20 protein-coding genes are annotated in these 22,874 nt (G+C 70.3%); 19 read left to right on the top strand and 1 reads right to left on the bottom strand.

Going from position 1 to position 22,874, the window contains the following annotated elements:
* Positions 1–94 precede the first annotated feature (94 nt).
* From WFH00_RS04910 to WFH00_RS04875, 8 genes are all read left to right on the top strand, one after another.
* Entirely contained in the window at positions 95–2,074 is a 1,980-nt protein-coding gene (locus WFH00_RS04910) for a vWA domain-containing protein (RefSeq protein ID WP_336659520.1), read from the top strand.
* Positions 2,075–2,160: 86 nt separating this feature from the next.
* Positions 2,161–3,018, top strand: a complete 858-nt coding sequence (locus WFH00_RS04905; protein ID WP_336659518.1) for a hypothetical protein — start codon at positions 2,161–2,163, stop codon at positions 3,016–3,018.
* Between the two features lie 97 nt (positions 3,019–3,115).
* Complete coding sequence (locus tag WFH00_RS04900; RefSeq protein ID WP_336659517.1) at positions 3,116–4,102, top strand: ABC transporter ATP-binding protein; 987 nt, start codon at positions 3,116–3,118, stop codon at positions 4,100–4,102.
* Positions 4,099–5,133 (top strand): aliphatic sulfonate ABC transporter substrate-binding protein, encoded by a 1,035-nt coding sequence (locus tag WFH00_RS04895; RefSeq protein WP_336659516.1) that lies wholly within the window; start codon positions 4,099–4,101, stop codon positions 5,131–5,133. Before WFH00_RS04900 ends, WFH00_RS04895 begins: the two co-directional genes overlap by 4 nt.
* Positions 5,130–5,951: an ABC transporter permease gene (locus tag WFH00_RS04890; RefSeq protein WP_442918784.1), complete on the top strand. Its 822-nt coding sequence runs from the start codon at positions 5,130–5,132 to the stop codon at positions 5,949–5,951. The genes WFH00_RS04895 and WFH00_RS04890 overlap by 4 nt, the downstream gene beginning before the upstream one ends.
* Before the next feature lie 8 nt (positions 5,952–5,959).
* A complete protein-coding gene (gene acs / locus WFH00_RS04885; RefSeq protein WP_442918799.1) occupies positions 5,960–8,029 on the top strand; it encodes an acetate--CoA ligase in 2,070 nt (689 codons plus the stop codon).
* Positions 8,026–9,360, top strand: a complete 1,335-nt coding sequence (locus tag WFH00_RS04880) for an O-acetylhomoserine aminocarboxypropyltransferase/cysteine synthase family protein (protein ID WP_336659515.1) — start codon at positions 8,026–8,028, stop codon at positions 9,358–9,360. The genes acs and WFH00_RS04880 overlap by 4 nt, the downstream gene beginning before the upstream one ends.
* Positions 9,357–9,965: a CoA-binding protein gene (locus tag WFH00_RS04875; protein ID WP_336659513.1), complete on the top strand. Its 609-nt coding sequence runs from the start codon at positions 9,357–9,359 to the stop codon at positions 9,963–9,965. Before WFH00_RS04880 ends, WFH00_RS04875 begins: the two co-directional genes overlap by 4 nt.
* A 78-nt stretch (positions 9,966–10,043) precedes the next feature.
* Here WFH00_RS04875 and WFH00_RS04870 read toward each other — a convergent pair whose 3' ends face one another.
* A complete protein-coding gene (locus tag WFH00_RS04870; RefSeq protein WP_336659511.1) occupies positions 10,044–10,577 on the bottom strand; it encodes a 2-phosphosulfolactate phosphatase in 534 nt (177 codons plus the stop codon).
* A gap of 117 nt (positions 10,578–10,694) precedes the next feature.
* Here WFH00_RS04870 and msrB point away from each other — a divergent pair, with 117 nt between their 5' ends.
* The 11 genes from msrB (at position 10,695) to pyrF (ending at position 22,846) form a co-directional block, all read left to right on the top strand.
* Positions 10,695–11,096 carry a peptide-methionine (R)-S-oxide reductase MsrB gene (gene msrB / locus WFH00_RS04865; protein WP_336659509.1) on the top strand — a complete coding sequence of 134 codons (402 nt, stop codon included), beginning with the start codon at positions 10,695–10,697 and terminating at the stop codon, positions 11,094–11,096.
* Positions 11,097–11,276: 180 nt separating this feature from the next.
* The gene (locus tag WFH00_RS04860; RefSeq protein ID WP_336659507.1) at positions 11,277–12,716 is read left to right on the top strand and encodes an LLM class flavin-dependent oxidoreductase; all 1,440 of its coding nucleotides are present in this window, start codon (positions 11,277–11,279) and stop codon (positions 12,714–12,716) included.
* Between the two features lie 89 nt (positions 12,717–12,805).
* On the top strand, positions 12,806–13,369 hold the full coding sequence (gene efp / locus WFH00_RS04855; RefSeq protein ID WP_336659506.1) for an elongation factor P: 564 nt from the start codon (positions 12,806–12,808) through the stop codon (positions 13,367–13,369).
* Positions 13,370–13,375: 6 nt separating this feature from the next.
* Positions 13,376–13,792 carry a transcription antitermination factor NusB gene (gene nusB / locus WFH00_RS04850; protein WP_336659505.1) on the top strand — a complete coding sequence of 139 codons (417 nt, stop codon included), beginning with the start codon at positions 13,376–13,378 and terminating at the stop codon, positions 13,790–13,792.
* 176 nt (positions 13,793–13,968) lie between these two features.
* A complete protein-coding gene (gene pyrR, locus WFH00_RS04845; protein ID WP_336659503.1) occupies positions 13,969–14,577 on the top strand; it encodes a bifunctional pyr operon transcriptional regulator/uracil phosphoribosyltransferase PyrR in 609 nt (202 codons plus the stop codon).
* Complete coding sequence (locus tag WFH00_RS04840) at positions 14,574–15,530, top strand: aspartate carbamoyltransferase catalytic subunit (protein ID WP_336659502.1); 957 nt, start codon at positions 14,574–14,576, stop codon at positions 15,528–15,530. Before pyrR ends, WFH00_RS04840 begins: the two co-directional genes overlap by 4 nt.
* Positions 15,527–16,918 (top strand): dihydroorotase, encoded by a 1,392-nt coding sequence (locus WFH00_RS04835; RefSeq protein WP_336659501.1) that lies wholly within the window; start codon positions 15,527–15,529, stop codon positions 16,916–16,918. Before WFH00_RS04840 ends, WFH00_RS04835 begins: the two co-directional genes overlap by 4 nt.
* Positions 16,915–17,466, top strand: a complete 552-nt coding sequence (locus WFH00_RS04830; protein ID WP_336659500.1) for a PH-like domain-containing protein — start codon at positions 16,915–16,917, stop codon at positions 17,464–17,466. Before WFH00_RS04835 ends, WFH00_RS04830 begins: the two co-directional genes overlap by 4 nt.
* Positions 17,467–17,513: 47 nt before the next feature.
* Positions 17,514–18,689, top strand: coding sequence for a glutamine-hydrolyzing carbamoyl-phosphate synthase small subunit (gene carA / locus WFH00_RS04825; protein ID WP_336659742.1), 1,176 nt, complete (start codon positions 17,514–17,516; stop codon positions 18,687–18,689).
* 3 nt (positions 18,690–18,692) lie between these two features.
* The gene (carB, locus tag WFH00_RS04820) at positions 18,693–21,980 is read left to right on the top strand and encodes a carbamoyl-phosphate synthase large subunit (protein WP_336659499.1); all 3,288 of its coding nucleotides are present in this window, start codon (positions 18,693–18,695) and stop codon (positions 21,978–21,980) included.
* A complete protein-coding gene (gene pyrF, locus WFH00_RS04815) occupies positions 21,980–22,846 on the top strand; it encodes an orotidine-5'-phosphate decarboxylase (RefSeq protein WP_336659498.1) in 867 nt (288 codons plus the stop codon). The genes carB and pyrF overlap by 1 nt, the downstream gene beginning before the upstream one ends.
* Positions 22,847–22,874 lie beyond the last annotated feature (28 nt).

Genomic DNA, 22,874 nt, shown 5'->3' with positions numbered 1-22,874 from the left:
CTCGAGCGCTGCCCGCGCAGCTGCCGGTGCTGCTCGCGCCGCTTGCGCCGCCGACGCTGCGCGCGCCGCCCGCCCGACTCGATACAGTGTGGGCATGGGTGAGGCAGGCGCGCCGGACCCGGCTGGCGCAGCTGGCCCCGCGGGCTCCGGCGTCGAGGAGCGGGAGCGCTTGCGCGCGGCGGGTGCGCTTATCGGCGTGCCGGTCGAGGTCACTGAGGCCGACGAATGGGTCCTCGACGGCTCGGGGTTGCGGGTCGGTCTCGGCTGGTACGCCCGCCGCGGGCACGGCCGTGAGGAAGCGGTGGCCCTTGCGCTGCTGCAGCTCTGGGAGAGCGTCCGCGCGGAGCGTGTGGCCCCCGAGCGCTCGCGCCGCGCGCGCTCGATCGCCGCGGCGCGGCCTGAGCTGCACCCGCTGGTGGCCGCCGTCGTCCGGCTGCAGGCCGCCTCGGAGATGCTCGCCGCGATGCCGGGGCTGCGCGCTCGCCTCGCGACCGCCCTGGCGCGCGGCCTCGCTGACGGGCTCGGCGACGCGGGTCTCGGCGCGCAGCCGCGCCACCTCCAGTGGGTCGCGCTCCTGCTCGCGGCCGGCACGGGCGCGGGCGCGCCGCTCGATCAGGCCGCGCCGGAGGTGGTTGCTGAGTGGGAGGCGCTGGCAGAGATCGAACGACTTATCGCGTCTGCACCAGAAGAGGTGCTGAGGCGGGTGCTCGCCCCCGACCATCGCCGCACCCCGCTCGCGCGGTTCGAGCGGGCGCTCGCGCTCCTCATTCCGTCGTACGAGCGGCTGCTCGCGCGCGACGCTGAGGAGCACGGCCTGACTGACGCGGGAGCGGTAGGGGACGGGCAGACCAACGAAAACGACGCCGCCGCGGAGGCCCTCGGCGCCTCGGCGCCGGGCGCAAAGGCGGACGACGCGGGCGCGGGTGCCGAGGACGACGCTGCGGCCGACCCGACGGCGACACCGGGCGACGACGAGCGCGCTCGTGCCGGTGAGGGGCGCCAGGCCGCCGAGGGCGCCGACCTCTTCGCCGCGGAGCAGGCGGGATTCGTGGACACGGTGCTCGCGACGCCGCTCCCCGCGGAGGGGGCGCTGCTCGAGGCGCTCGAGCTCGCGGATCAGGAGAGCTCCGCGCGGGCGAGCGACGCGCCGAGAGAGGCCGGCGGGGGAGGCGCCGCCTCGAGCGGCAGAGGGATCGCGGACTACCGCGTGCGCGCCCAGGCGCTCAGCGAGGCGATCGAGCGGATGCGCGACGTGTGGGCGCGGGTCATTGCTGAGCGCGCGGCTGAGGTGCGCGCGCCCGGGCGCCGGCCCGCGCCCGACGGAGAGACGCTGAGCCCGGACGCGCTCGCGCGGGTGGTAGCCGAGGCCCGCGCCGGAGCCGCACACCCCGCCGCCTTCGTTCCCCGCGAGTCGCGCCCCCGCCGCAGACACCGCTCCGGAAGCACCGACTACGTGCTGCTCGTGGATCGCTCGGCGTCGATGCAGGGACGCTTCGCCGACGCGGCGGCGGATGCGGCGCTCATCATGATGGAGGCGCTCGCCGGCGTCGAGCGCGACATCGAGAATGCGGAGAGGCGGTCGCGGATCGAGCTGGAGCTCGACATCCGCACCGCGCTCGTGCTCTTCGACGCAGAGGCGCACGTCGTGAAACCGCTGAGCCGCGGGCTCGACGACGCGGTGCGCAGGGGCATGCACACGGGAATCCGCACGCCGCGCGGATCCACCAACGATGGGGCCGCACTCCGGGCGGCCGCGGCAGAACTCGGAATCAGGCACCGGGGGATCGGGAGCCGGGGGATCGGGAACCGGGGCATCAAGAGCACGTCGCCGGCCGCCGGTGACGGGACCGAGCGGCGTCGCATCGTGCTGCTCGTGAGCGACGGCGGCTCGAACGACCCCGCGGCGGCGGCGCGGGAGCTCCGGGCGCTCCGGGCCGCGGGCGTCGAGGTGCACGGCATCGGGGTCGGTTCTGACGACGTGACCCACCGCTACGCCCCGACGAGCCGCCGCATCGACGAGCCGGGGGAGATCGCGGCGGCGATACTCGACCTGATCGAGCGCGAGCTCCCCTGAAAGGCTGGCCCGAGGGGCGGCTCCCCACTCGAACTCGCGCGGGCATGAGCTAGCGTGATGGTGAGCACACCGGGGAGGGGAGGCACATGAGCGCGCCAGATGACGCGGGGCGGATCCGCCTCGTCCGTGCGATCTTCCCCGATCTCGCGGGCGAACTCGATGCTGCACTCGCGCGCCACGGGAACGCGCAGGGGTCGGCGGGCGGCGATGCGTTCGACGCGTGGCTGGATGACGAGGTGGAGCGCGTGATCGGCGAATCCCTCGGAGCGGTCGGTTTCGCCGACGTGGACGACGAGGTGCAGCGCGCCCGTTTCGAGCGCGCCTTCGAGGCGGCTCGGCGCGCGGCCGCGTGGGCGGGAGTCGAACTGCCGCAGCCCGAGGCGTTCGCCCTGGCGGGCGCGAACCTCGCTCGGCTCGGCGCGGCGCTTGCCGCGGACGACACGCTCGTGCCGGTGCCCGCGCCGTACGGGCTCGGCACCGCCGGCTGGCGGCGGGCGTTCGAGCGCGCGGCCGACGAGTCGTCCGCCTTCGGCACGCAGGGTGACGCCTCGCCCCTCGTGCTCGCGAGCGAGGCGGAGCGGGAATTCTCCCTGCTCGACCAGGCGCCGGCGGCTGTGCACTTCGTGCGCGAGCGGAGCGGTGCGGTGCGCGGATGGACGCTCCGGCTGGTGCCCGCCGCACCCGCCCCCGCGGTGGTCGGGCTGAGTTTCGAGCACGGGCCGCACCTCACGCTGCCCGAGATGCTCATGTTGCAGCTCATGCGCGCGGCCGAGGGGGAGCCGCTCGTCGACGCCCGCACGTTCACCTGGCTCGCGCACCCGCTCGCGGACGGGGTGCTCGCCGCCCGGCACGTCTACGACGAGAGCGAGCGCGCGATCCGCATCAGCTGCCGCGAGACCGGCAACCAGGGCCCGCACCTCGGTGCCCGCCCGCCGATCGCCTGAGCTGCCGTCGCGGACTTAGCAGGAGCCCGAGCCCGAATGCGACGCACTGTTACAGCGCGATTCGGCGCGCGCCGCGACTTGAGGCAATCTCATACGCATGCCCGAAACCCTCGAAGCGCGCCGCGACGCCGCTGCCGGCCGCGTGCAGGTCGCCGATATCGGGCGCGTGTTCCCCGCGAAGGAGGGCCCGCGCACGGTGCTGCGCGACCTCACGCTGGACGTGGTGCCCGGGGAGATCATCGCGGTGGTCGGCCCGTCCGGCTGCGGCAAGTCGACGCTGCTGCGGCTGATCGGCGGCCTCGACGCTCCGACGTCCGGTGCCATCTCGCTCGACGGCGCGACGATCCGCGCCCACGACGACTCGACCGCGATCGCCTTCCAGGAGCCGCGCCTGCTTCCCTGGCGCACCATCGCGCAGAACGTTGCGCTCGGGCTCCCGCGCGGGGTGCGCGGCCGCGAGGCGCAGGATCGCGTCGCCGAGCTGCTCGACCTGGTCGGCCTGTCGCACGCCGCGGACCAGCGCCCGCGCGAGGTCTCGGGCGGCATGGCCCAGCGCGCCTCGCTCGCCCGCGCTCTCGCACGGAGCCCCCGCGTGCTGCTGCTCGACGAGCCGTTCGGCGCGCTCGACGCCCTGACACGCCTCAAGATGCACGACCTGCTGCTCGAGATCCACCGCGCGCAGCCCACCACCGTGGTGCTCGTGACGCACGACGTCGAGGAGGCGCTGTACCTGGCGGATCGCGTGCTCATGCTGCGCAACCTCCATGCGGTGCAGGCAGCGCCCGAGCGGCCGCGGGCGCGCATCGTCGCGCTCGGCTCGTCCTCGGGCATCGACGCGCTCGGGGCCTCCTCGGGGGCGCGCGGCACGGGCGCGGCAGGCGGCACACGTGGCGCGAACGGCACGGCGACGGAAGTACACGGGCCGGCCGATCCGCCCCGCCCCGAGGGCTCTGTCGCGCGCCTCGTCAGCGTCCCCGGCGCGCGCCCCCGCGATCGCGGCGCCCGCACCTTCACCGATCTTCGCACCAGCCTGCTCGACGGTCTGGGCGTCCGGAACCGGCTCACGATCAAGGAGAACACATGAGCGCCATCACCCGACGAATCATCCCCGCGACCGCGCTGGCCGGCGCGATGGCGCTGCTGCTCGCCGGTTGCGTGCAGGGCGAGGGCAGCGGCGAGGCCGCCGCGAACGCCGACAGCGAGGGCGGCAAGTGGTCGACGAGCGAGCTCTCAATCGACTGGGCGACCTACAACCCGCTCAGCCTCGTCGTGAAGGATCAGGGCCTCATCGAGGAGGCGCTCGGCGACGACGTGACCGTGAAGTGGGAGCAGTCGGCCGGCAGCAACAAGGCCAACGAGCTGCTGCGCTCGGGCTCGGTCGATGTGGGCTCGACCGCGGGCTCTGCCGCGCTCTTTGCCCGCGCGAACGGCTCGCCCATCAAGGTCATCGACATCTACTCGCAGCCGGAGTGGTCGGCGATCGTCGTCGGCAAGGACAGCGAGATCACGGATGTCGCGCAGCTGAAGGGCAAGTCGGTCGCCGCGACCAAGGGCACCGACCCCTACTTCTTCCTGCTGCAGTCGCTCGAAGAAGCCGGCCTGACGCTCGACGACGTCGAGGTGCAGAACGTGCAGCACGCTGACGGCCGGGCGCTGCTCGACGGCGGCTCGGTGCAGGCGTGGAGCGGTCTCGACCCGATCATGGCGGCGGCCGAGTCGGAGTCGGGCGCGAAGCTCATCTACCGCAACGTCGACTTCAACACCTACGGCTTCTTGAACGCTACAGAGGAGTTCATCACCGACCACGCGGATGTCGCTCAGGTCGTGGTCGACGCCTACGAGGACGCGCGCGCGTGGGCGCTCGAGCACCCCGAGGAGACGGCGGCGCTGCTCGCTGACGCCGCCTCGATCGACCCCGCGGTCGCTGAGACCGTGATTTCGGAGCGCTCGAACCTCGACGTCTCGGGCGTTCCCGGCGACGCGCAGGTGCAGGTGCTCCAGAAGATCGCGCCGATCATCGCCGACTCCGGCGACGTCTCGGGAGGCCAGGAGGCCCTCGACGCGGCGATCGACAGCATCGTCGACGACACCTTTGCGCGCAAGGCGACCGAGTGACCGCAGACGTCAGCGCGACGAATCGGGCGGGGGAGCAGGGCGAGGCGCTGCGTCCCTCGCCCTGGTCGCGCTCGTGGGTGCGGATCGCGGGCGGTCTCGTCGTCCCGATCCTCATCATCGCCGTGTGGCAGTACGTTACGGCCTCGGGCGCCGTGCCGCCCTATCGCCTGCCCGGTCCGTGGGCGGTCGTGGAAGCCGGCATCGAGCTCGCCGAGCGCGGCGAACTCTGGCTGCACATCGCGATCTCGGTGCAGCGCGTCATCATCGGCTTCCTGTGCGGATCGGTCATCGCGCTCGCGTTCGCGGCCGTCGTGGGCCTGTCGCGCGCCGGAAACATCCTGCTCGCGCCGCTCCTCGTGGCGTTGCGCGCCGTGCCGTCGCTCGCGTGGGTGCCGCTCCTGATCCTTTGGTTCCAGGTTGGTGAAGAGTCGAAGATCATCCTCATCGCGATCGGCGCCTTCTTCCCGGTCTACACGACCGTCGCCGATTCCTTGCGGCATGTGGATCCCCAGCTCGTCGAGGCGGGCCGCACCTTCGGGCTGCGCGGGTGGTCGCTCTTCCGCACGGTGCAGCTGCCCGCGGTCGTGCCGTCGGTCGTCTCGGGGTTGCGCCTCGCACTCGCCCAGGCGTGGCTGTTCCTCGTGGCCGCGGAGCTGATCGCGGCGTCGATGGGCCTCGGCTGGATGCTCAACGATTCACAGCAGACGGGCCGCGTCGACCGGATCCTGCTCGCGATCGTGCTGCTGGCGCTGCTCGGCACGATCTCGAACGCGATCCTCGTGCTGCTCGAGAAGGCGGTGTTCCGGAGGTGGATGTGACGGCCCTGGTGGAGGAAACAGAACCGAGAACGGAAGCGCAGGCCGGCCCGGGCGCCGCGGCCGACGCCGAGGCTCGCCTCAGCGAGGCGCGCGTGTTCCCCGCGCCCGCGGGGTTCGCCGCCACCGCGAACGTCGACGCCTCGGAGTACGAGCGCGCGGCCGCAGACCCGATCGCGTTCTGGGAGCGCGCGGCCGAGCGGCTCGACTGGGCCGAGCTGTGGCACACGGCCCGCTCGTGGGAGCCGCCGGTCTCGGGGCCCGAAGGACTCACCGTGCCGCGCGCCGAGTGGTTCGTCGGCGGCAAGCTGAACGTCGCGCACAACTGCGTCGACCGGCACGTCGAGGCGGGCCGCGGCTCGAAGGTCGCGCTGCACTTCGAGGGGGAACCCGGCGATCGCGAGTCGGTCACGTACGCCGAGCTGCAGCGACGCGTGGCGCGGGCCGCGAACGGGCTCATCGAGCTCGGAATCGCGCCCGGCGACCGCGTCGTCGTGTACCTGCCCGTGCTCGTCGAGACCGTCGTCATCGCCCTCGCGTGTGCGCGCGTCGGCGCAGTGCACTCGCTCGTCTTCGGCGGCTTCTCGGCGGAAGCGCTGCGCTTTCGGCTGAGCGACACCGGCGCGAAGCTGCTCGTCACGAGCGACGGGCAGTACCGCCGCGGGAAAGCGGTCGAGGTGAAGTCGGCCGCTGACGAAGCGGCTCGGGATCTGCCGGATCTCGAACACGTGCTCGTGGTGCGGCGCACCGGCCAGGAGGTTCCCTGGAGCGACGGCCGCGACCACTGGTGGCACGAGGCGATCGAGACCCAGCCCGACGTTCACGAAGCCGAGGCGTTCGACGCGGAGCACCCGCTCTTCATCATCTACACCTCGGGCACCACCGGAAAGCCGAAGGGCCTCGTGCACAGCTCCGGCGGCTACCTCACACACGCGAGCTGGGCGCACTGGGCGCACTTCGACGCGAAGCCGAGCGACGTGCACTGGTGTACCGCGGACCTCGCGTGGGTCACCGCGCACACCTACGAGATCTACGGCCCGCTTTCGAACGGGCTCACGCAGGTGATCTATGAGGGGACGCCCGACGCACCGCACCGCGAGCGGCACCTCGAGATCATCGAGCGCTACGGGGTGACGGTCTACTACACCGCCCCGACGCTGATCCGCACCTTCATGACCTGGTTCGGCGACGCGCTTCCCGGAGCGGGCACCGCGAATGCGCACGACCTCTCGTCGATCCGCCTGCTCGGCACGGTCGGCGAGGCGATCAATCCCGAGGCGTGGGTGTGGTTCCGGCGCAACTTCGGCCGTGACGAAGTGCCGGTGGTCGACACGTGGTGGCAGTCGGAGACGGGGGCTGCGATGATCGCGCCGCTTCCCGGTGTCACGGCGCTGAAGCCCGGCTCGGCGACCGTCGGGCTGCCCGGCATCGACGTCGCCGTCGTCGACGACGCGGGCGAGCCGGTCGCGCCCGGCCGCTCCGGCACGCTCGTCGTACGGAGCCCCTGGCCGGGCATGGCGCGAACCGTCTGGGGCGACGCCGAGCGCTACCGCGACTCGTACTGGGCGCGCTTCGCCGGTCACGGCGAGCACGGCGCCTACTACATGGCGGGCGACGGCGCGACGGTCGACGCGGACGGCTACGTGTGGATCCTCGGCCGCCTCGACGATGTCGTGAATGTGTCGGGGCACCGTCTCTCGACCATCGAGATCGAGTCGTCGCTCGTCGCGCACCCCGCCGTCGGCGAGGCGGGCGTCACCGGTGTTGCCGACGCGGTCACCGGCCAAGCGGTCGCGGCCTTCGTCGTCGACGGGGCCGCGGGTTCCGCCGATCCTGCACACCTCCGTGCGAAGGTGGCGCGCGACATCGGGCCCGTCGCGAAACCGAAGATCATCGTTCGCGTCGCCGAACTGCCGAAGACGCGCTCGGGGAAGATTCTTAGGCGCCTGCTCGCGCAGATCTGGCAGGGAGATGAACTCGGCGACCTCACCAGCCTGCAGAACCCCTGGGCCGTAGACGACGTGCGCGAAGCCGTGCGCCTGGCCCAGCATCAGCTTGTTCCAACGAAGGAGACCACATGAGTGAGCATCGATTCGGGTTCCGCACCCGAGCCCTGCACGCGGGCGGCACCCCCGACGCCTCGACGGGCGCGCGTGCCGTTCCGATCTACCAGACGACCTCGTTCGTCTTCGACGACTCGAACGACGCCGCGAACCTCTTCGCGCTGCAGAAGTACGGCAACATCTACTCGCGCATCGGCAACCCGACGGTCGCCGCGCTCGAGGAGCGGATCGCCTCACTCGAGGGCGGCATCGGCGCGGTCGCGACCGCGAGCGGCATGTCCGCGGAGTTCATCACGTTCGCCGCGCTCGTCGGGCAGGGCGACCACATCGTCGCCTCCGCGCAGCTGTACGGCGGCACAATCACCCAGCTCGACGTGACGCTCCGCCGCTTCGGCGTCGACACCTCGTTCGTCGCGAGCTCCGATCCCGAGGAATTCCGCAAGGCGATCCGCGCGAACACGAAGGTGCTGTACGTCGAGGTCATCGGTAATCCCGGCGGTGAGATCGCGGATCTCGAGGGTCTCGCGGCCGTCGCGCACGAGGCGGGCATTCCGCTCGTCGTCGATGCGACGCTCGCGACTCCCTACCTCGTGCGCCCGATCGAGCACGGCGCCGACATCGTGATCCACTCGGTCACGAAGTTCCTCGGCGGCCACGGCACGACCCTCGGCGGCATCGTCGTCGAGGCGGGAACCTTCAACTGGGGCAACGGCAAGTTCCCGTCGATGACGGAGCCCGTGGACTCGTACGGTGGGATCCGCTGGTGGGACAACTTCGGCGAGTACGGCTTCCTCACGAAGCTCCGCAGCGAGCAGCTGCGCGACATCGGCCCGTCGCTCAGCCCGCAGTCGGCCTTCAATCTGCTGCAGGGGGTCGAGACGCTTCCGCAGCGGATCGACGCGCACGTCGCCAACGCCCGCGTCGTGGCGGAGTGGCTCGCGAGCGATCCGCGCGTCTCGTTCGTGACGTGGGCGGGGCTCGAAGGGCACCCGCACCGGGAGCGCGCGCAGAAGTATCTGCCGCTCGGGCCCGGATCGGTCTTCGCGTTCGGCGTGCGGCCGTCGGGGGATTTCGCCTCGGAGGGCGAGCGCCTGCAGGCCGCGCGGGAAACGGGGGCGACGTTCATCGACTCCCTGCAGCTCGCGAGCCACCTCGCGAATATTGGGGACGCCCGCACGCTGGTGATCCACCCGGGTTCGACGACGCATCAGCAGCTCACGCCGGAACAGCTCGAGGCCGGTGGAGTCCCTGCCGACCTCATCAGGATCTCAGTGGGCCTCGAAGATCCGGAGGACATCGTCTGGGACCTCGATCAGGCCCTGACCGCAGCAACGGGAGTAGCGCGATGAGTGAGCAGAGTTCGAATTCGGCAGCGGCCGGCGCGTCTGGAGCCGCGTCGCAGGGGGCCGCGTGCGCGCTTCCCGCGCCCGGTGCCTCGGGCGGTGCAAGTGCAGCGGCCAGTGCTGCCGAACGCAGCTGGCAGGCCCCCGGGGCCGCCGCGCGCCTCGGTATCTTGCGCCGCGCGAAGTCCATCGCGATCGTGGGCGCGTCGAACAATCCGGCGCGCGCGAGCTACTTCGTCGCGACCTACCTGTTGTCGAGTTCGCCCTACGACGTCTACTTCGTGAACCCGCGGGCCGACACGATCCTCGGACAACCGGTCTACGCGTCGCTCGCTGACCTCCCGGTCGTGCCCGACATCGTCGACGTGTTCCGCAAGGATGAGGATCTGCCGGGCGTCGCGCGCGAGGCCGTCGAGGTCGGCGCGAAGGCCCTGTGGCTGCAGCTCGGATCGTGGAACGAGGAGGCTGCCGCGATCGCGGAGGATGCCGGGCTCGACGTGGTGATGGATCGCTGCGTGAAGATCGAGCACGCGCGCTTCCACGGCGGTCTGCACCTCGCGGGCTTCGATACGGGCGTGATCTCGTCGAAGCGCCAGGTGGTGTCGCGCTAGGCGCTCCACGCGCCGAGGGCCCGGTCCGCGCACGCCGCGGGCCGGGCCCTCGAACGTCAGCGCCGGACCCTTGGCCAGTCAGCGCAGGCGGGTCGCCTCGGAGTCGGCGTCGATTGCGGCGGCCGCGCGCACCTCGTCGCGGCGGCCGACCGCGGAGAGCGCGAGGCCCGTGGCGCCCGCCGAGAGCAGGTGCTTCAGCGCGCGCGTGAGCGGACGGAAGCCCTCGGTTGCGACCGCGACGTCTGGGGCCGAGTGATCGAGGCCGAGCGCGGAGAGCGCGTCGCCGACCGCGCCCGCGGCGAGGTAGTCTTCGACTGCGAAGTCACCGTCGTCGCCCACGAGCACGAGGTTGATCGCCGTGCGGCCACCCCGCTCCACCTGTTCGTCGACGATCGCGCGGGCCGTCGCCGTCGCATTGCGGAGCGAGGCCGTGAACACCGCGGGCTGATCGGGGAGAGCGAGGGCGCGCGCGATCAGCGCTTCGCTGCCGGTGGCTTCGCTCTCGAGCGCGTCCACGATCACGACGATCCCGGCTGTGGCGAGGCGCTCGAGCCCCGCGACTCCCCAGTCGAGGCGAACCTGGTACGTCGTCTGCGCGCGAAAGTCAGTCACCTCGCCAGTTTAGGATTCTGCGGCGGCCGCCGAGGCGCGCGCGTCACGGGGCGTCACACTGCGCCCGATTCCGGGTTACCTGACCGCCCGTACGGGTCGCCGACGTAGAATCGGCCCATGGCATACGAAGTTTCGAAGACCGAAGAAGAGTGGCGTGACGAGCTCGGCGACGAGCAGTATGCGGTGCTGCGGCAATCCGCTACGGAACGAGCCTGGACCGGCGAGCTGCTCGATGAGGATCGCGCAGGCTTCTACACCTGCGCCGGCTGCGGCAACGAACTCTTCAAGAGCGGCACGAAGTTCGATTCGCACTGCGGGTGGCCGAGCTTCTACGAGTCCGTGCGCCCGGACGCGGTAGAGCTGCTCGAGGATCACTCGCTCGGCATGGAGCGCACAGAGGTGCGTTGCGCGAAGTGCGGCGGCCACCTCGGCCATGTCTTCCCCGACGGCTTCGGCACGCCCACCGGCCAGCGCTACTGCATGAACTCGCTCTCGCTGAACTTCACGCCCGAGCAGTAGGCGGGGCCCTCGCGCGCGCTTCGCGATCCTCACCGAAGACGTCAGCCCGTGCAAGTCCCGCTGCAACAGAGCGACTTCTGCGGTAACAGAGCGGCACACTCGAGCAAGCGCGCGAGCGCCTCGGTACGTTCGGATGGTCGGCCACGGTGGCCGATCCTCGCGTCCGAAGGAGCCAGACCGATGTCAGCAGCCATCCCGCGCAAGCAGATCCGACTCAACGCGTTCGACATGAATTGCGTCGCCCATCAGAGCTCCGGCCTGTGGAGGCACCCCGAGGATCAGGCGTGGCGGTATAAGGACATCGAGTACTGGACGAACCTGGCGCGGATTGCCGAGCGAGGGCTGTTCGACAGCATCTTCATCGCGGACGTGCTCGGCACATACGACGTGTACGGCGGGAACGACGTCGCGGCGATCCGCAATGGTGCGCAGGTGCCGGTGAACGACCCGGTGCAACTCGCCGCGGTAATGGCCGCGGTCACGGAGAACGTTGGATTCGGCATCACGGCCGGTACCGCATTCGAGCACCCGGTGCCGTTCGCACGCCGCCTCTCGACGCTCGACCACCTCACGAAGGGGCGGGTCGGCTGGAACGTAGTCACCGGCTACCTCCCCTCGGCTGCCCGCAACCTGGGCCAAGAGGATCAGCTCGCCCACGACCAGCGCTACGACCACGCGGACGAGTACCTCGAGGTCGTTTACAAGTTGCTCGAGGGGTCGTGGGAGGACGACGCGGTCATCCGCGATCGCGAGGCGGGGGTGTTTGCGGATCCCGAGAAGGTCCACCACATCGGCCACCAGGGGAAGCACTTCACTGTGCCCGGGATCCACCTCTCCGAACCCTCCCCGCAGCGCACGCCGCTCGTGTTCCAGGCCGGAGCGTCGCCGCGCGGCATCAACTTCGCCTCGAAGCACGCCGAGGCGGTCTTCATCGCCTCGCCCACGACCGCGGTCGCTCGGAAGAGCGTCGACGCGATCCGCACGGCGCTCGTCGAGGCCGGGCGCGCGCCCGAATCCGCGAAGATCTACCTGCTCCTCACAATCATCGTCGACGAAACCGATGAGCTCGCCCGCGCGAAGCACGAGGACTACCTCTCATATGTGAGCCCCGAGGGCGCGCTGACCTTCCTGTCCGGCTGGATGGGCATCGATCTCTCGCAATACGAACTCGACGAGCCGATCGGCAATGTCGAGAGCAACGCGATTCAGTCAAGCGTGGCCGCGTTCCAGGAGGCGAATCCCGAGGGTCGCGCTTGGACGGTGCGCGACATGGTGGAGTGGAACGGCATCGCCGGCCTCGGCACTACGGTGGTCGGTTCGCCGACGACGGTCGCCGACGAACTCGAGCGCATCGTGGCCGAGACCGGTATCGACGGTTTCAACCTCGCCTACGCGGTGACCCCGGGCACGTTCGAGGACGTCGTCGAGCACGTGGTGCCGGAGCTGCAGCGCCGCGGTGTCTACCCGACCGAGTACGCTCCCGGCACGCTGCGCAACAAGCTCTTCGGGGCGGGGGATCGGCTGCCCGACGACCACCACGGCGCACAGTACCGCGTCGGCGCCCCGCTCTCGACTGTCGATGATTCGGTACGCGAGGTCGCGGGGGCGGCCGGCGGCTGATCGTCCGCTCAGGCGCGCTCGGGGCGCCGTGTAAACTGGTCCGGCGCTGCTGCGGCGCTTGAACCCGATAGAACCCGGAGAACCACTGCATGGCCACCTCGAACGACATCAAGAACGGCACCGTTATCAAAGAGAACGGTCAGCTCTGGAGCGTGGTGGAGTTCCAGCACGTGAAGCCGGGCAAGGGCGGCGCGTTCGTGCGCACTAAGCAGAAGAACGTCGTCTCGGGCAAGATCATCGACAAGACGTACAACGCTGGTGCGAAGATCGAGACCGCGAACGTCGACCGCCGCGACTACCAGTACCTGTACCAGGACGGTCAGGACTTCGTCTTCATGGATCAGTCCGACTACGACCAGCTCACCGTATCGAACGCCGTCGTGGGCGACGCGTCGCGCTTCATGCTCGAGAACCTCCAGGTGCAGATCGCGCTGCACGAGGGCGAACCGCTCTACATCGAGCTCCCTGCGTCGGTCGTGCTCGAGGTTACTTACACCGAGCCCGGTCTGCAGGGCGATCGCTCGACCGGCGGCACCAAGCCCGCGACGGTCGAGACCGGTGCCGAGATTCAGGTGCCGCTGTTCCTCGAGACCGGCACGAAGGTCAAGGTCGACACCCGCACGGGTGACTACCTCGGCCGCGTCAACGACTAGTCGCCAGTGTCAGCACGCACCAAGGCGCGCAAGCGCGCGCTCGACATGCTGTACCAGGCCGATCTCCGCGGTGAGTCGATGGCGGCGATCGTCAACGCCGAGGCCAAGCGCGCCGCGAGCGAGCCCGACCGCGCGGCCTCCTGGCTGTACGCGCGCGAGATCGTCGACGGTGTCACCGATCACCGTGATCGGATCGATGAGCTCATCGTCAGCTACGCGCAGGGGTGGACGCTCGACCGTATGCCGCACGTGGACCGCGCGCTGCTCAGGCTCGCGGCCTGGGAGATCCTCTTCAACGAGGAGGTCCCCGCGGCGGTCGCGATCGACGAGGCGGTGGAACTGGCGAAGGAGTACTCGACCGATGATTCGGGTCGCTTCGTGAACGGGGTGCTCGGCAAGATCGCGGATCACGCCGCGGCCTAGCACCGAGATCGACCCCGAACGGCGACTTCGACTCGAAATCCGCAGTTTTCGGGGTCGATCTCAGGAACGGGAGTCGGTCTTAATGCTGAGGCGCGCGTCTCGAATACGTTAGACTGGCGGGGTTGCAAGCTTTTCTTTTAATTCCGTCCAGTGAGGCGGGGAAGGGGGGCTCGGCTTTGGAAACGCGAACAGTGCTGGAGAGCGCTGAGATTTCGCGGGCTCTGACCCGAATCTCGCACGAAATCATTGAAGCGAACAAGGGCGTCGATGGGCTCGTTCTCGTGGGCATTCCGACCCGCGGCAGCCATCTCGCACGCCGCATCGCAGACATCATCTCCCGCATCGAGGGGGTCGAGGTGCCGGTCGGCAGCCTCGATGTCACCATGTACCGCGACGATCTCGCGCATCACCCGACGCGGACCCCGCTTCCCACCGACATGCCGGTGATTGGGATCGACGGCGCGACCGTGGTGCTCGTCGACGACGTGCTCTACTCCGGTCGCACGGTTCGCGCCGCCCTCGACGCGTTGAACGACCACGGGCGCCCCCAGGTCGTGCGCCTCGCGGCCCTGATCGATCGGGGGCATCGCGAGCTGCCGATCCGCGCCGATTACATCGGAAAGAACCTCCCGAGCGCGAAGCACGAGCGGATCGCCGTGCGCCTCGCGGAGCACGACGGGGAGGACTCGGTCACAATCACGTCCGACCGCGACGGCACTGCCGCGGCGGCCGCAGACGGCCGCGCGAGCACCGAACCCGGCGCGAGCACGGAGCCCGTCGCATGAGGCACCTGCTCGACACGCGCACGCTGTCGCGCGACGAGGTGATCCTCATCCTCGACACCGCGGAAGAAATGGCGGCGACGCAGCAGCGCGAGATCAAGAAGCTGCCGACGCTCCGCGGCAAGACCGTCGTCAACCTCTTCTTCGAGGACTCGACGCGCACGCGTATCTCGTTCGAGGCTGCCGCGAAGCGCCTGAGCGCCGACGTCATCAACTTCAGCGCCAAGGGCTCCTCGGTCTCGAAGGGCGAGTCGCTGAAGGACACGGCGCAGACCCTGCAGGCGATCGGTGCTGACGGTGTGGTGATCCGCCACCCCGCCTCGGGCGCCCCCGCGAAGCTCGCCGGAAGCAACTGGATCGATGCCGGCGTGCTCAACGCGGGCGACGGCACCCACGAGCACCCGACGCAGGCGCTGCTCGACGCGTTCACCATGCGCCGGCGGCTGTTCGGCGACGCGAGCCGGGGCCGCGACCTCGACGGCGTCTCCGTGGTCATCGTCGGCGACATCGCGCACTCGCGCGTCGCTCGGTCGAACCTGTGGCTGCTCACCGCGCTCGGAGCGAAGGTGAGCTTCGTGGCACCGGAGACACTGCTGCCCTACGGTTCCCGCGCCTGGCCCGTGACGGTGCACCACTCGCTCGACGACGCGCTGCGCGAGGAGCGACCCGACGTGGTGATGATGCTCCGAATCCAGAGCGAGCGGATGCACGCTGCGTTCTTCCCGAACGAGCGCGAGTATGCGCGCGTGTGGGGTCTCGACGACGCCCGGCTCGCCGCGCTGACGGATCGCGCCATCGTGATGCATCCCGGCCCCATGAACCGCGGGCTCGAGATCTCCTCGGCCGCCGCGGATTCCCCGCGCTCGACCGTGCTCGAGCAGGTCGCTAACGGCGTCTCCGTGCGCATGGCGGCCCTCTATCTTCTTCTTTCCGGCGATCGAACGGAGCAGTCATGACGCAGCCCACCACTCAGTTCCTGATCCGCGGCGCGCGACTCGCTGCGGCCCTCACCGAGCGCGGACAGGCGTTCGCTGACGCGCCCGCGGTGGATCTGCGGATCGATGGCGGACGCATCGTGGAGCGCGCGACCCAGGCTGCGGGCGGCCTCGAGCCGCGCGCGGGGGAGCGCGTGATCGAGGCGGAGGGGCTGGTCGCGATGACCGGTCTCGTCGACCTGCACACGCACCTGCGCGAGCCCGGCTTCGAGCAGTCGGAAACCGTGCTCAGCGGCACGCGCGCTGCGGCAGCCGGCGGGTTCACGAGCGTCTTCGCGATGGCGAACACGCTGCCGGTGCAAGACACGGCGGGCGTGGTCGAGCAGGTGCAGGCGCTCGGGGATGCGGCGGGCTACGCCACGGTGCGCCCGATCGGTGCGGTGACCGAGGATCTCGCGGGTGAGCGACTCAGCGAGATCGGGGCGATGGCGGGATCGCGCGCGGCCGTGCGCGTCTTCTCCGACGACGGCAAGTGCGTGCACGACGCGCTGCTGATGCGCCGCGCGCTCGAATACGTGAAGACCTTCGACGGCGTCATCGCGCAGCACGCGCAGGATCCGCGCCTCACCGAGGGCTCGCAGATGAACGAGGGCGCGCTCTCGAGCGAGCTGGGACTGAAGGGCTGGCCCGCGGTCGCCGAGGAATCGATCATCGCCCGCGACGTGCTGCTCGCGGAGCACATCGGCGCGCGGCTCCACATCTGCCACCTGTCGACCGCCGGCTCGGTCGAGGTCGTGCGCTGGGCGAAGGCCCGCGGCGTCGAGGTCACCGCGGAGGTGACGCCGCACCACCTGATCCTCACGGAGGAGCTCGCGCGCAGCTACGACGCTCGCTACAAGGTCAACCCGCCGCTCCGCCGCGAGGAGGACGTGCGAGCACTGCGCCAGGCGGTGGCCGACGGCGTCATCGACATCGTGGCGACCGACCACGCGCCGCACCCGGTCGAGGCGAAGGACTGCGAGTGGGACGTCGCGGCGTTCGGCATGGTCGGCCTCGAGTCGGCGCTGCCCATCGCGCTGCTGACGCTCGTGCAGGAGGGTCATGCGAGCTGGGCCGAGCTCGAGACGCTGCTCTCGCAGCGGCCCGCGGAGATCGGGCGGCTCGTGGGTCATCCCAACGACCTCGACGCGGGCCAGCCGGCCGACCTCGTGCTCGTCGACCCGAGCGGCGTCAGCACGTTCTCGACCGATCACCTGCGCGGGCAGAGCGTGAACTCGCCCTTCCTCGGCATGGAGTTGCCCGGGCGCGTGGCCTACACGATGCGTCACGGATATCTCACGGTCGACGACGGGCAGGTCGTCGATGCCGAGACGGTCGCGCGGGCTGCCGGCGCGGGGGTGCACGCGTGAGCCGGAGCGTCTTCGCGATCATCATGATCGCCATCGTCGTCGTCATCCTGCTCGGGATGTGGCTCGGATGGCGGGCTCGCGCCCGACGCCACGCCGGCATCACCGAGTCGGGGCCGGCACTGAGCGGCGGGGTGCTCGTGCACTTCCCGCGGGCGAGCTACGTCTCCACCACCCCGGAGGGGCAGCCGCTCGAGCGTCTGTCGATCCCGAGCCTGCGGTACAAGGGCTTCGCCGAGCTCACGGTCCGCACCGACGGTGTGACGATCGCGGTGACGGGTGAGGATCCCGTGCACTTGCCAGCCGACCGCGTACTCGGGAGCGGCATCGCGAGCCGCCGCGTCGGCAAAGCCGTGGAGCGCGACGGCCTGTCGCTGCTGCGGTGGCGCGCGGCCGACGGCAGCGAGGTGGAGTCGAGCTTCCGGCTCACCGATCCTTCCGAGCAGATCGCGCTCGAGCGCGCGCTCGACCAGATTTCCTCGCCCGCTGATGCGTCAGCCGAGGCGACCCAGACCCATATCACTTCCCACACCACCCAGGAGGATGCGTGACCACGAACACGACCGAGCAGACGGTGGACGCAGCGGCGTCGACCGGCGTGACGGCACCCCCGAGCAGCGCAGTGCCGCAGGGCGGCGCAGTACTGGTGCTGGAAGACGGACGACGATACGCGGGCCGCGCCTATGGGGCGACCGGCCGCACCCTGGGTGAGGTCGTTTTCTCGACCGGCATGACGGGGTACCAGGAGACGCTCACGGATCCCTCCTACGCGGGGCAGATCGTGCTCATGACGGCCCCGCACATCGGTAACACCGGCGCGAACGACGTCGACATGGAGTCGCGGAAGATCTGGGTCGCCGGGTTCGTCGTGCGCGATCCCGCTCGCCGCGTCTCGAACTTCCGCGCCGAGCGATCCCTCGATGAGGATCTCGTGAACGACGGCGTCGTGGGGATCTCCGGCGTCGACACCCGCGCCATCACCCGCCACATCCGCTCGGCGGGCGCGATGCGCGCCGGCATCTTCTCGGGCACGGACTTCGAGCTCTCGGACGACGAGCAGCTCGCTCTCGTGCGCGAGCAGGAGCCCATGTCGGGCAAGAACCTGTCGGAGCTCGTCACCACGCCGGAGCGCTACGACGTGCCGGCCGCCGAGGGCGTGGAGCGCGTCGGTTCGATCGCGGTGCTCGATCTCGGGATCAAGCGCGCGACCGTGCAGTACCTCTCCGACCACGGCTTCGACGTGATCGTGCTGCCCGCCTCGACCTCGCTCGAGGAGATCCGCGAGATCGCACCCGACTCGCTCTTCTACTCGAACGGCCCGGGAGACCCGGCCGCGAGTGACGCGCAGGTCGACGTGCTGCGCGAGCTGCTGCGCGACGGCCTGCCCTACTTCGGCATCTGCTTCGGCAATCAGCTGCTCGGCCGCGCGCTCGGCTTCGGCACTTACAAGCTGCCGTTCGGGCACCGCGGCATCAACCAGCCGGTGCTCGACAAGCGCACCGGTCGCGTCGAGATCACGGCGCAGAACCACGGCTTCGCGGTCGACGCGCCCATCGACGGCGAGCTCGACGCTCCCGCCGGCCTCGGCCGCGTGCAGGTGAGCCACTTCAGCCTGAACGACCAGGTCGTCGAGGGCCTCGAGTGCCTCGACATCCCCGCGTTCTCGGTGCAGTACCACCCCGAGGCGGCCGCCGGCCCGCACGACGCCTTCTACCTCTTCGATCGATTCCGCGCTTTGGTCACCGAGCGCAAGACCACCGCCACGGAGGCCTAAGCCATGCCCAAGCGTTCAGACATCAACTCCGTTCTCGTCATCGGCTCGGGCCCGATCGTCATCGGCCAGGCCTGCGAGTTCGATTACTCGGGCACCCAGGCCTGCCGCGTGCTCCGTGAAGAGGGCGTGCGCGTCATCCTCGTCAACTCGAACCCCGCCACGATCATGACCGACCCCGACTTCGCCGACGCGACCTATGTCGAGCCGATCACGCCCGAGGTCATCGAGTCGATCATCATCAAGGAGCGCCCCGACGCGATCCTGCCGACGCTCGGTGGCCAGACGGCGCTCAACGCGGCGATCGCGCTGCACGACCAGGGCATTCTCGAGAAGCACGGCGTCGAGCTCATCGGCGCGAAGGTAGAGGCGATTCAGCGCGGTGAGGATCGCCAGATCTTCAAGGACCTCGTGATCGAGTCGGGCGCGGACGTCGCGCGCTCGCACATCGCCCGCACTCTCGAGGAGGCGAAGGAGTTCGCGAAGGACCTCGGCTACCCGCTCGTGGTACGCCCCTCCTTCACGATGGGCGGCCTCGGCTCGGGCTTCGCCTACACCGAGGAAGACCTCGTGCGGATCGCTGGTGACGGTCTGCACTACAGCCCGACCACCGAGGTCCTCCTCGAAGAGTCGATCCTCGGCTGGAAGGAGTACGAGCTCGAGCTCATGCGCGACACCGCCGACAACACGGTGGTCGTCTGCTCCATCGAGAACGTCGACGCGGTCGGCGTGCACACGGGCGACTCGATCACGGTGGCGCCCGCGCTCACCCTGACCGACCGCGAGTACCAGAAGCTCCGCGACATCGGCATCGACATCATTCGTCGCGTGGGCGTCGATACCGGCGGCTGCAACATCCAGTACGCGGTCGACCCGGTGACGGGGCGGATCATCGTCATCGAGATGAACCCCCGTGTCTCGCGCTCTTCCGCGCTCGCATCGAAGGCGACCGGCTTCCCGATCGCGAAGATCGCGGCGAAGCTGGCGCTCGGCTACCGCCTCGACGAGATCCCGAACGACATCACGCAGAAGACGCCGGCGAGCTTCGAGCCGTCCATCGACTACGTGGTCGTGAAGACGCCGCGCTTCGCGTTCGAGAAGTTCCCGGCCGCCGACGACACGCTCACCACCACCATGAAGTCGGTGGGCGAGGCGATGGCCATCGGCCGCAACTTCACGACGGCGCTGCAGAAGTCGCTGCGCTCGCTCGAGAAGCGCGGTACCTCGTTCCACTGGAGCGAGGAGACGCGGCCCGTCTCGGAGATCCTCGAGACCATCCAGCGCCCGACCGACGGCCGCATCGTCGACGTGCAGCAGGCGCTGCGACTCGGCGCGACGATCGAGCAGGTGTTCGACGCGACCGCGATCGATCCGTGGTTCCTCGACCAGATCCAGCTCATCAACGAGGTCGCCGAGGCCGTGCGCCAGGCGCCGCAGCTCACGCTCGAGGTGCTGCGCGAGGCGAAGGATCACGGCTTCTCCGACGTGCAGATCGCCACCATCCGCGGCGTCTCCGAGTCCGAGATCCGCGGCCTCCGCCACGGCCTGGGCCTCCGCCCCGTGTTCAAGACGGTCGACACCTGCGCGGGCGAGTTCCCGGCGCTCACGCCGTACCACTACTCGTCCTACGACTTCGAGACCGAGGTGCAGGCGAGCGATCGCAAGAAGGTCGTCATCCTGGGCTCCGGCCCCAACCGCATCGGGCAGGGCGTCGAATTCGACTACTCCTGCGTGCACGCCTCGTTCGCCCTCTCCGAGGCCGGCTACGAGACGATCATGATCAACTGCAACCCCGAGACGGTCTCCACGGACTACGACACCTCCGACCGCCTGTACTTCGAGCCGCTGACGCTCGAGGACGTACTCGAGGTCATCCACGCGGAGCAGGCGTCGGGCGAGCTGCTCGGCGTGGTCGTGCAGCTCGGCGGCCAGACGGCCCTCGGCCTGGCGCAGCCGCTGAAGGACGCGGGGATCCCGATTCTCGGCACCACCCCCGAGGCGATCGACCTCGCGGAGGAGCGCGGTGCGTTCTCGCGGATTCTCGAGCGCGCGGGCCTCACGGCTCCCCGCAACGGCACGGCGATCGACGAGGAGGGCGCTGTTCGCATCGCCGAGGAGATCGGCTACCCGGTGCTCGTGCGCCCGTCGTTCGTGCTCGGCGGCCGCGGCATGGAGATCGTGTACGACACCGAGTCGTTGCACGGCTACTTCGGCCGCATCGAGGGCCACGCGCTCGTGGGCCCCGGCCACCCGCTGCTCGTCGATCGCTTCCTCGACGACGCGATCGAGATCGATGTCGACGCGCTCTACGATGGTGAGCAGCTCTACGTCGGTGGCGTCATGGAGCACATCGAGGAGGCCGGCGTGCACTCGGGCGACTCGAGCTGCACCCTGCCGCCCGTGACCCTCGGTCACGACCAGATCGCCCAGGTGCGCGAGGCGACGCTCGGCATCGCCGAGGGCATCGGCGTGCGGGGCCTGCTCAATGTGCAGTTCGCGATCGGCCAGGGCGTGCTCTACGTGCTCGAGGCGAACCCGCGCGCGTCGCGTACGGTGCCGTTCGTTTCGAAGGCGCTCGGGATCCCGCTCGCGAAGGCGGCCTCGCGCATCATGGCGGGCGAGACCATTGCCGAGCTCATCGCGGCCGGTTTGCTGCCGGAGCGGGATGGCTCGCGCGCGCCGATCGACGCGCCGATCGCGGTGAAGGAGGCCGTGCTCCCGTTCAAGCGCTTCCGCACGAACGACGGGCTCGTCGTCGACTCGCTGCTCGGGCCCGAGATGCGCTCGACGGGTGAGGTCATGGGCATGGACCGCGACTTCCCGACTGCGTTCGCGAAGAGCCAATCGGCGGCGGGAAGCGAGCTGCCGAAGTCGGGCACCGTGTTCCTCTCGGTAGCGGATCGGGACAAGCGCTCGCTCGTGCTGCCGGCTCTCCGCCTCCAGGAGCTCGGCTACCGCATCCTCGCCACGCAGGGGACGCAGGTGGTGCTCGGCCGCAACGGTATCGCCTCCGAGGTCGTGCGCAAGCACAGCGCCCACGCGGATGGCGACACGATCGTCGACCTCATCAATCGCGGTGACGTCGACATGATCGTGAACACCCCCTCGGGCAGTGCCGCGCGCGCTGACGGCTACGAGATCCGCGCGGCGGCCGTCGCGGCCGACAAGCCGATCTTCACGACGGTCTCGGAACTGTCGGCGGCGGTCGGGGCGATCTCCGCGCAGCGCGACGGCTTCGACGTCAAGTCGCTGCAGGAGTACCAGGCCGACCGCGCTGCGGCGCTCGCGGGCTGATGATGGCAGCGAGTTTCGGTGATCGGCTCGCGGCGGAGTTCGCCGCGGGCCGCCACCTGTGCGCGGGGATCGACCCGCACGCCGGTCTGCTCGACGCCTGGGGTGCGGGCGATGACGTTGCCGGGGCGGAGCGCATGGGGCGCGAGGTCGTGGCGGCGGCCGCAGGGGTCGCTGCGTGCGTCAAGCCGCAGATCGCGTTCTTCGAGCGCTTCGGGTCTGCGGGCTTCGCGGCGCTCGAGCGCGTGCTCGCGGACGCACGCGCCGCGGGTCTCATGGTGATCGCCGACGTGAAGCGCGGGGACATCGGCTCGAGCTTCGGCGCGTACGCCGACACCTGGCTCGCGCCCGGCTCGCCGCTCGAGGCCGACGCGATGACGGTCGTCGCCTACCAGGGCTTCGGCACGCTCGCGGGCGCGCTCGACTATGCGGCCGGCGACGGCAAGGGGCTCTTCGTGCTCGCTGCGACCTCGAACCCCGAGGCGGCCGACGTGCAGCGCGCGCGCCGCGCAGACGGGCGCACGGTCGCGGCTGCGATGGTCGACGACGCGGCGGAGTGGAACCGGGCGCACGGCACCGCGAGCGTCGGCTCGGTCGGCGTCGTGCTCGGCGCGACCCTCGACCTCGCGGCGTTCGAGATCGACGTCGCCGAGCAGCCCGCCGGCTCCGCGCTGCCGGTGCTCGCCCCGGGCTTCGGCCACCAGGGCGCCCGCATCGAGGACGCGCGACGCATCTTCGGGGGGATCGGCCGCGCGCTGCTCGCCAATGAGTCGCGGAGCATTCTGGCTGGCGGATCCGCTGGCCTTGCCGACCGCATTCGCGAGCGAGCCGACGCCGTCCGCGTCGCGCTGGGCTCCGAAGCGGCCTAGGCTGTACTTCGATCTGAGTGAGGCGCCG

Source organism: Leucobacter sp. USHLN153, assembly GCF_037145615.1.
In the GTDB taxonomy this organism is placed as follows: domain Bacteria; phylum Actinomycetota; class Actinomycetes; order Actinomycetales; family Microbacteriaceae; genus Leucobacter.
Note: the sequence above shows the minus strand (reverse complement) of the source record. Positions and strands in the feature narration are given on the sequence as shown.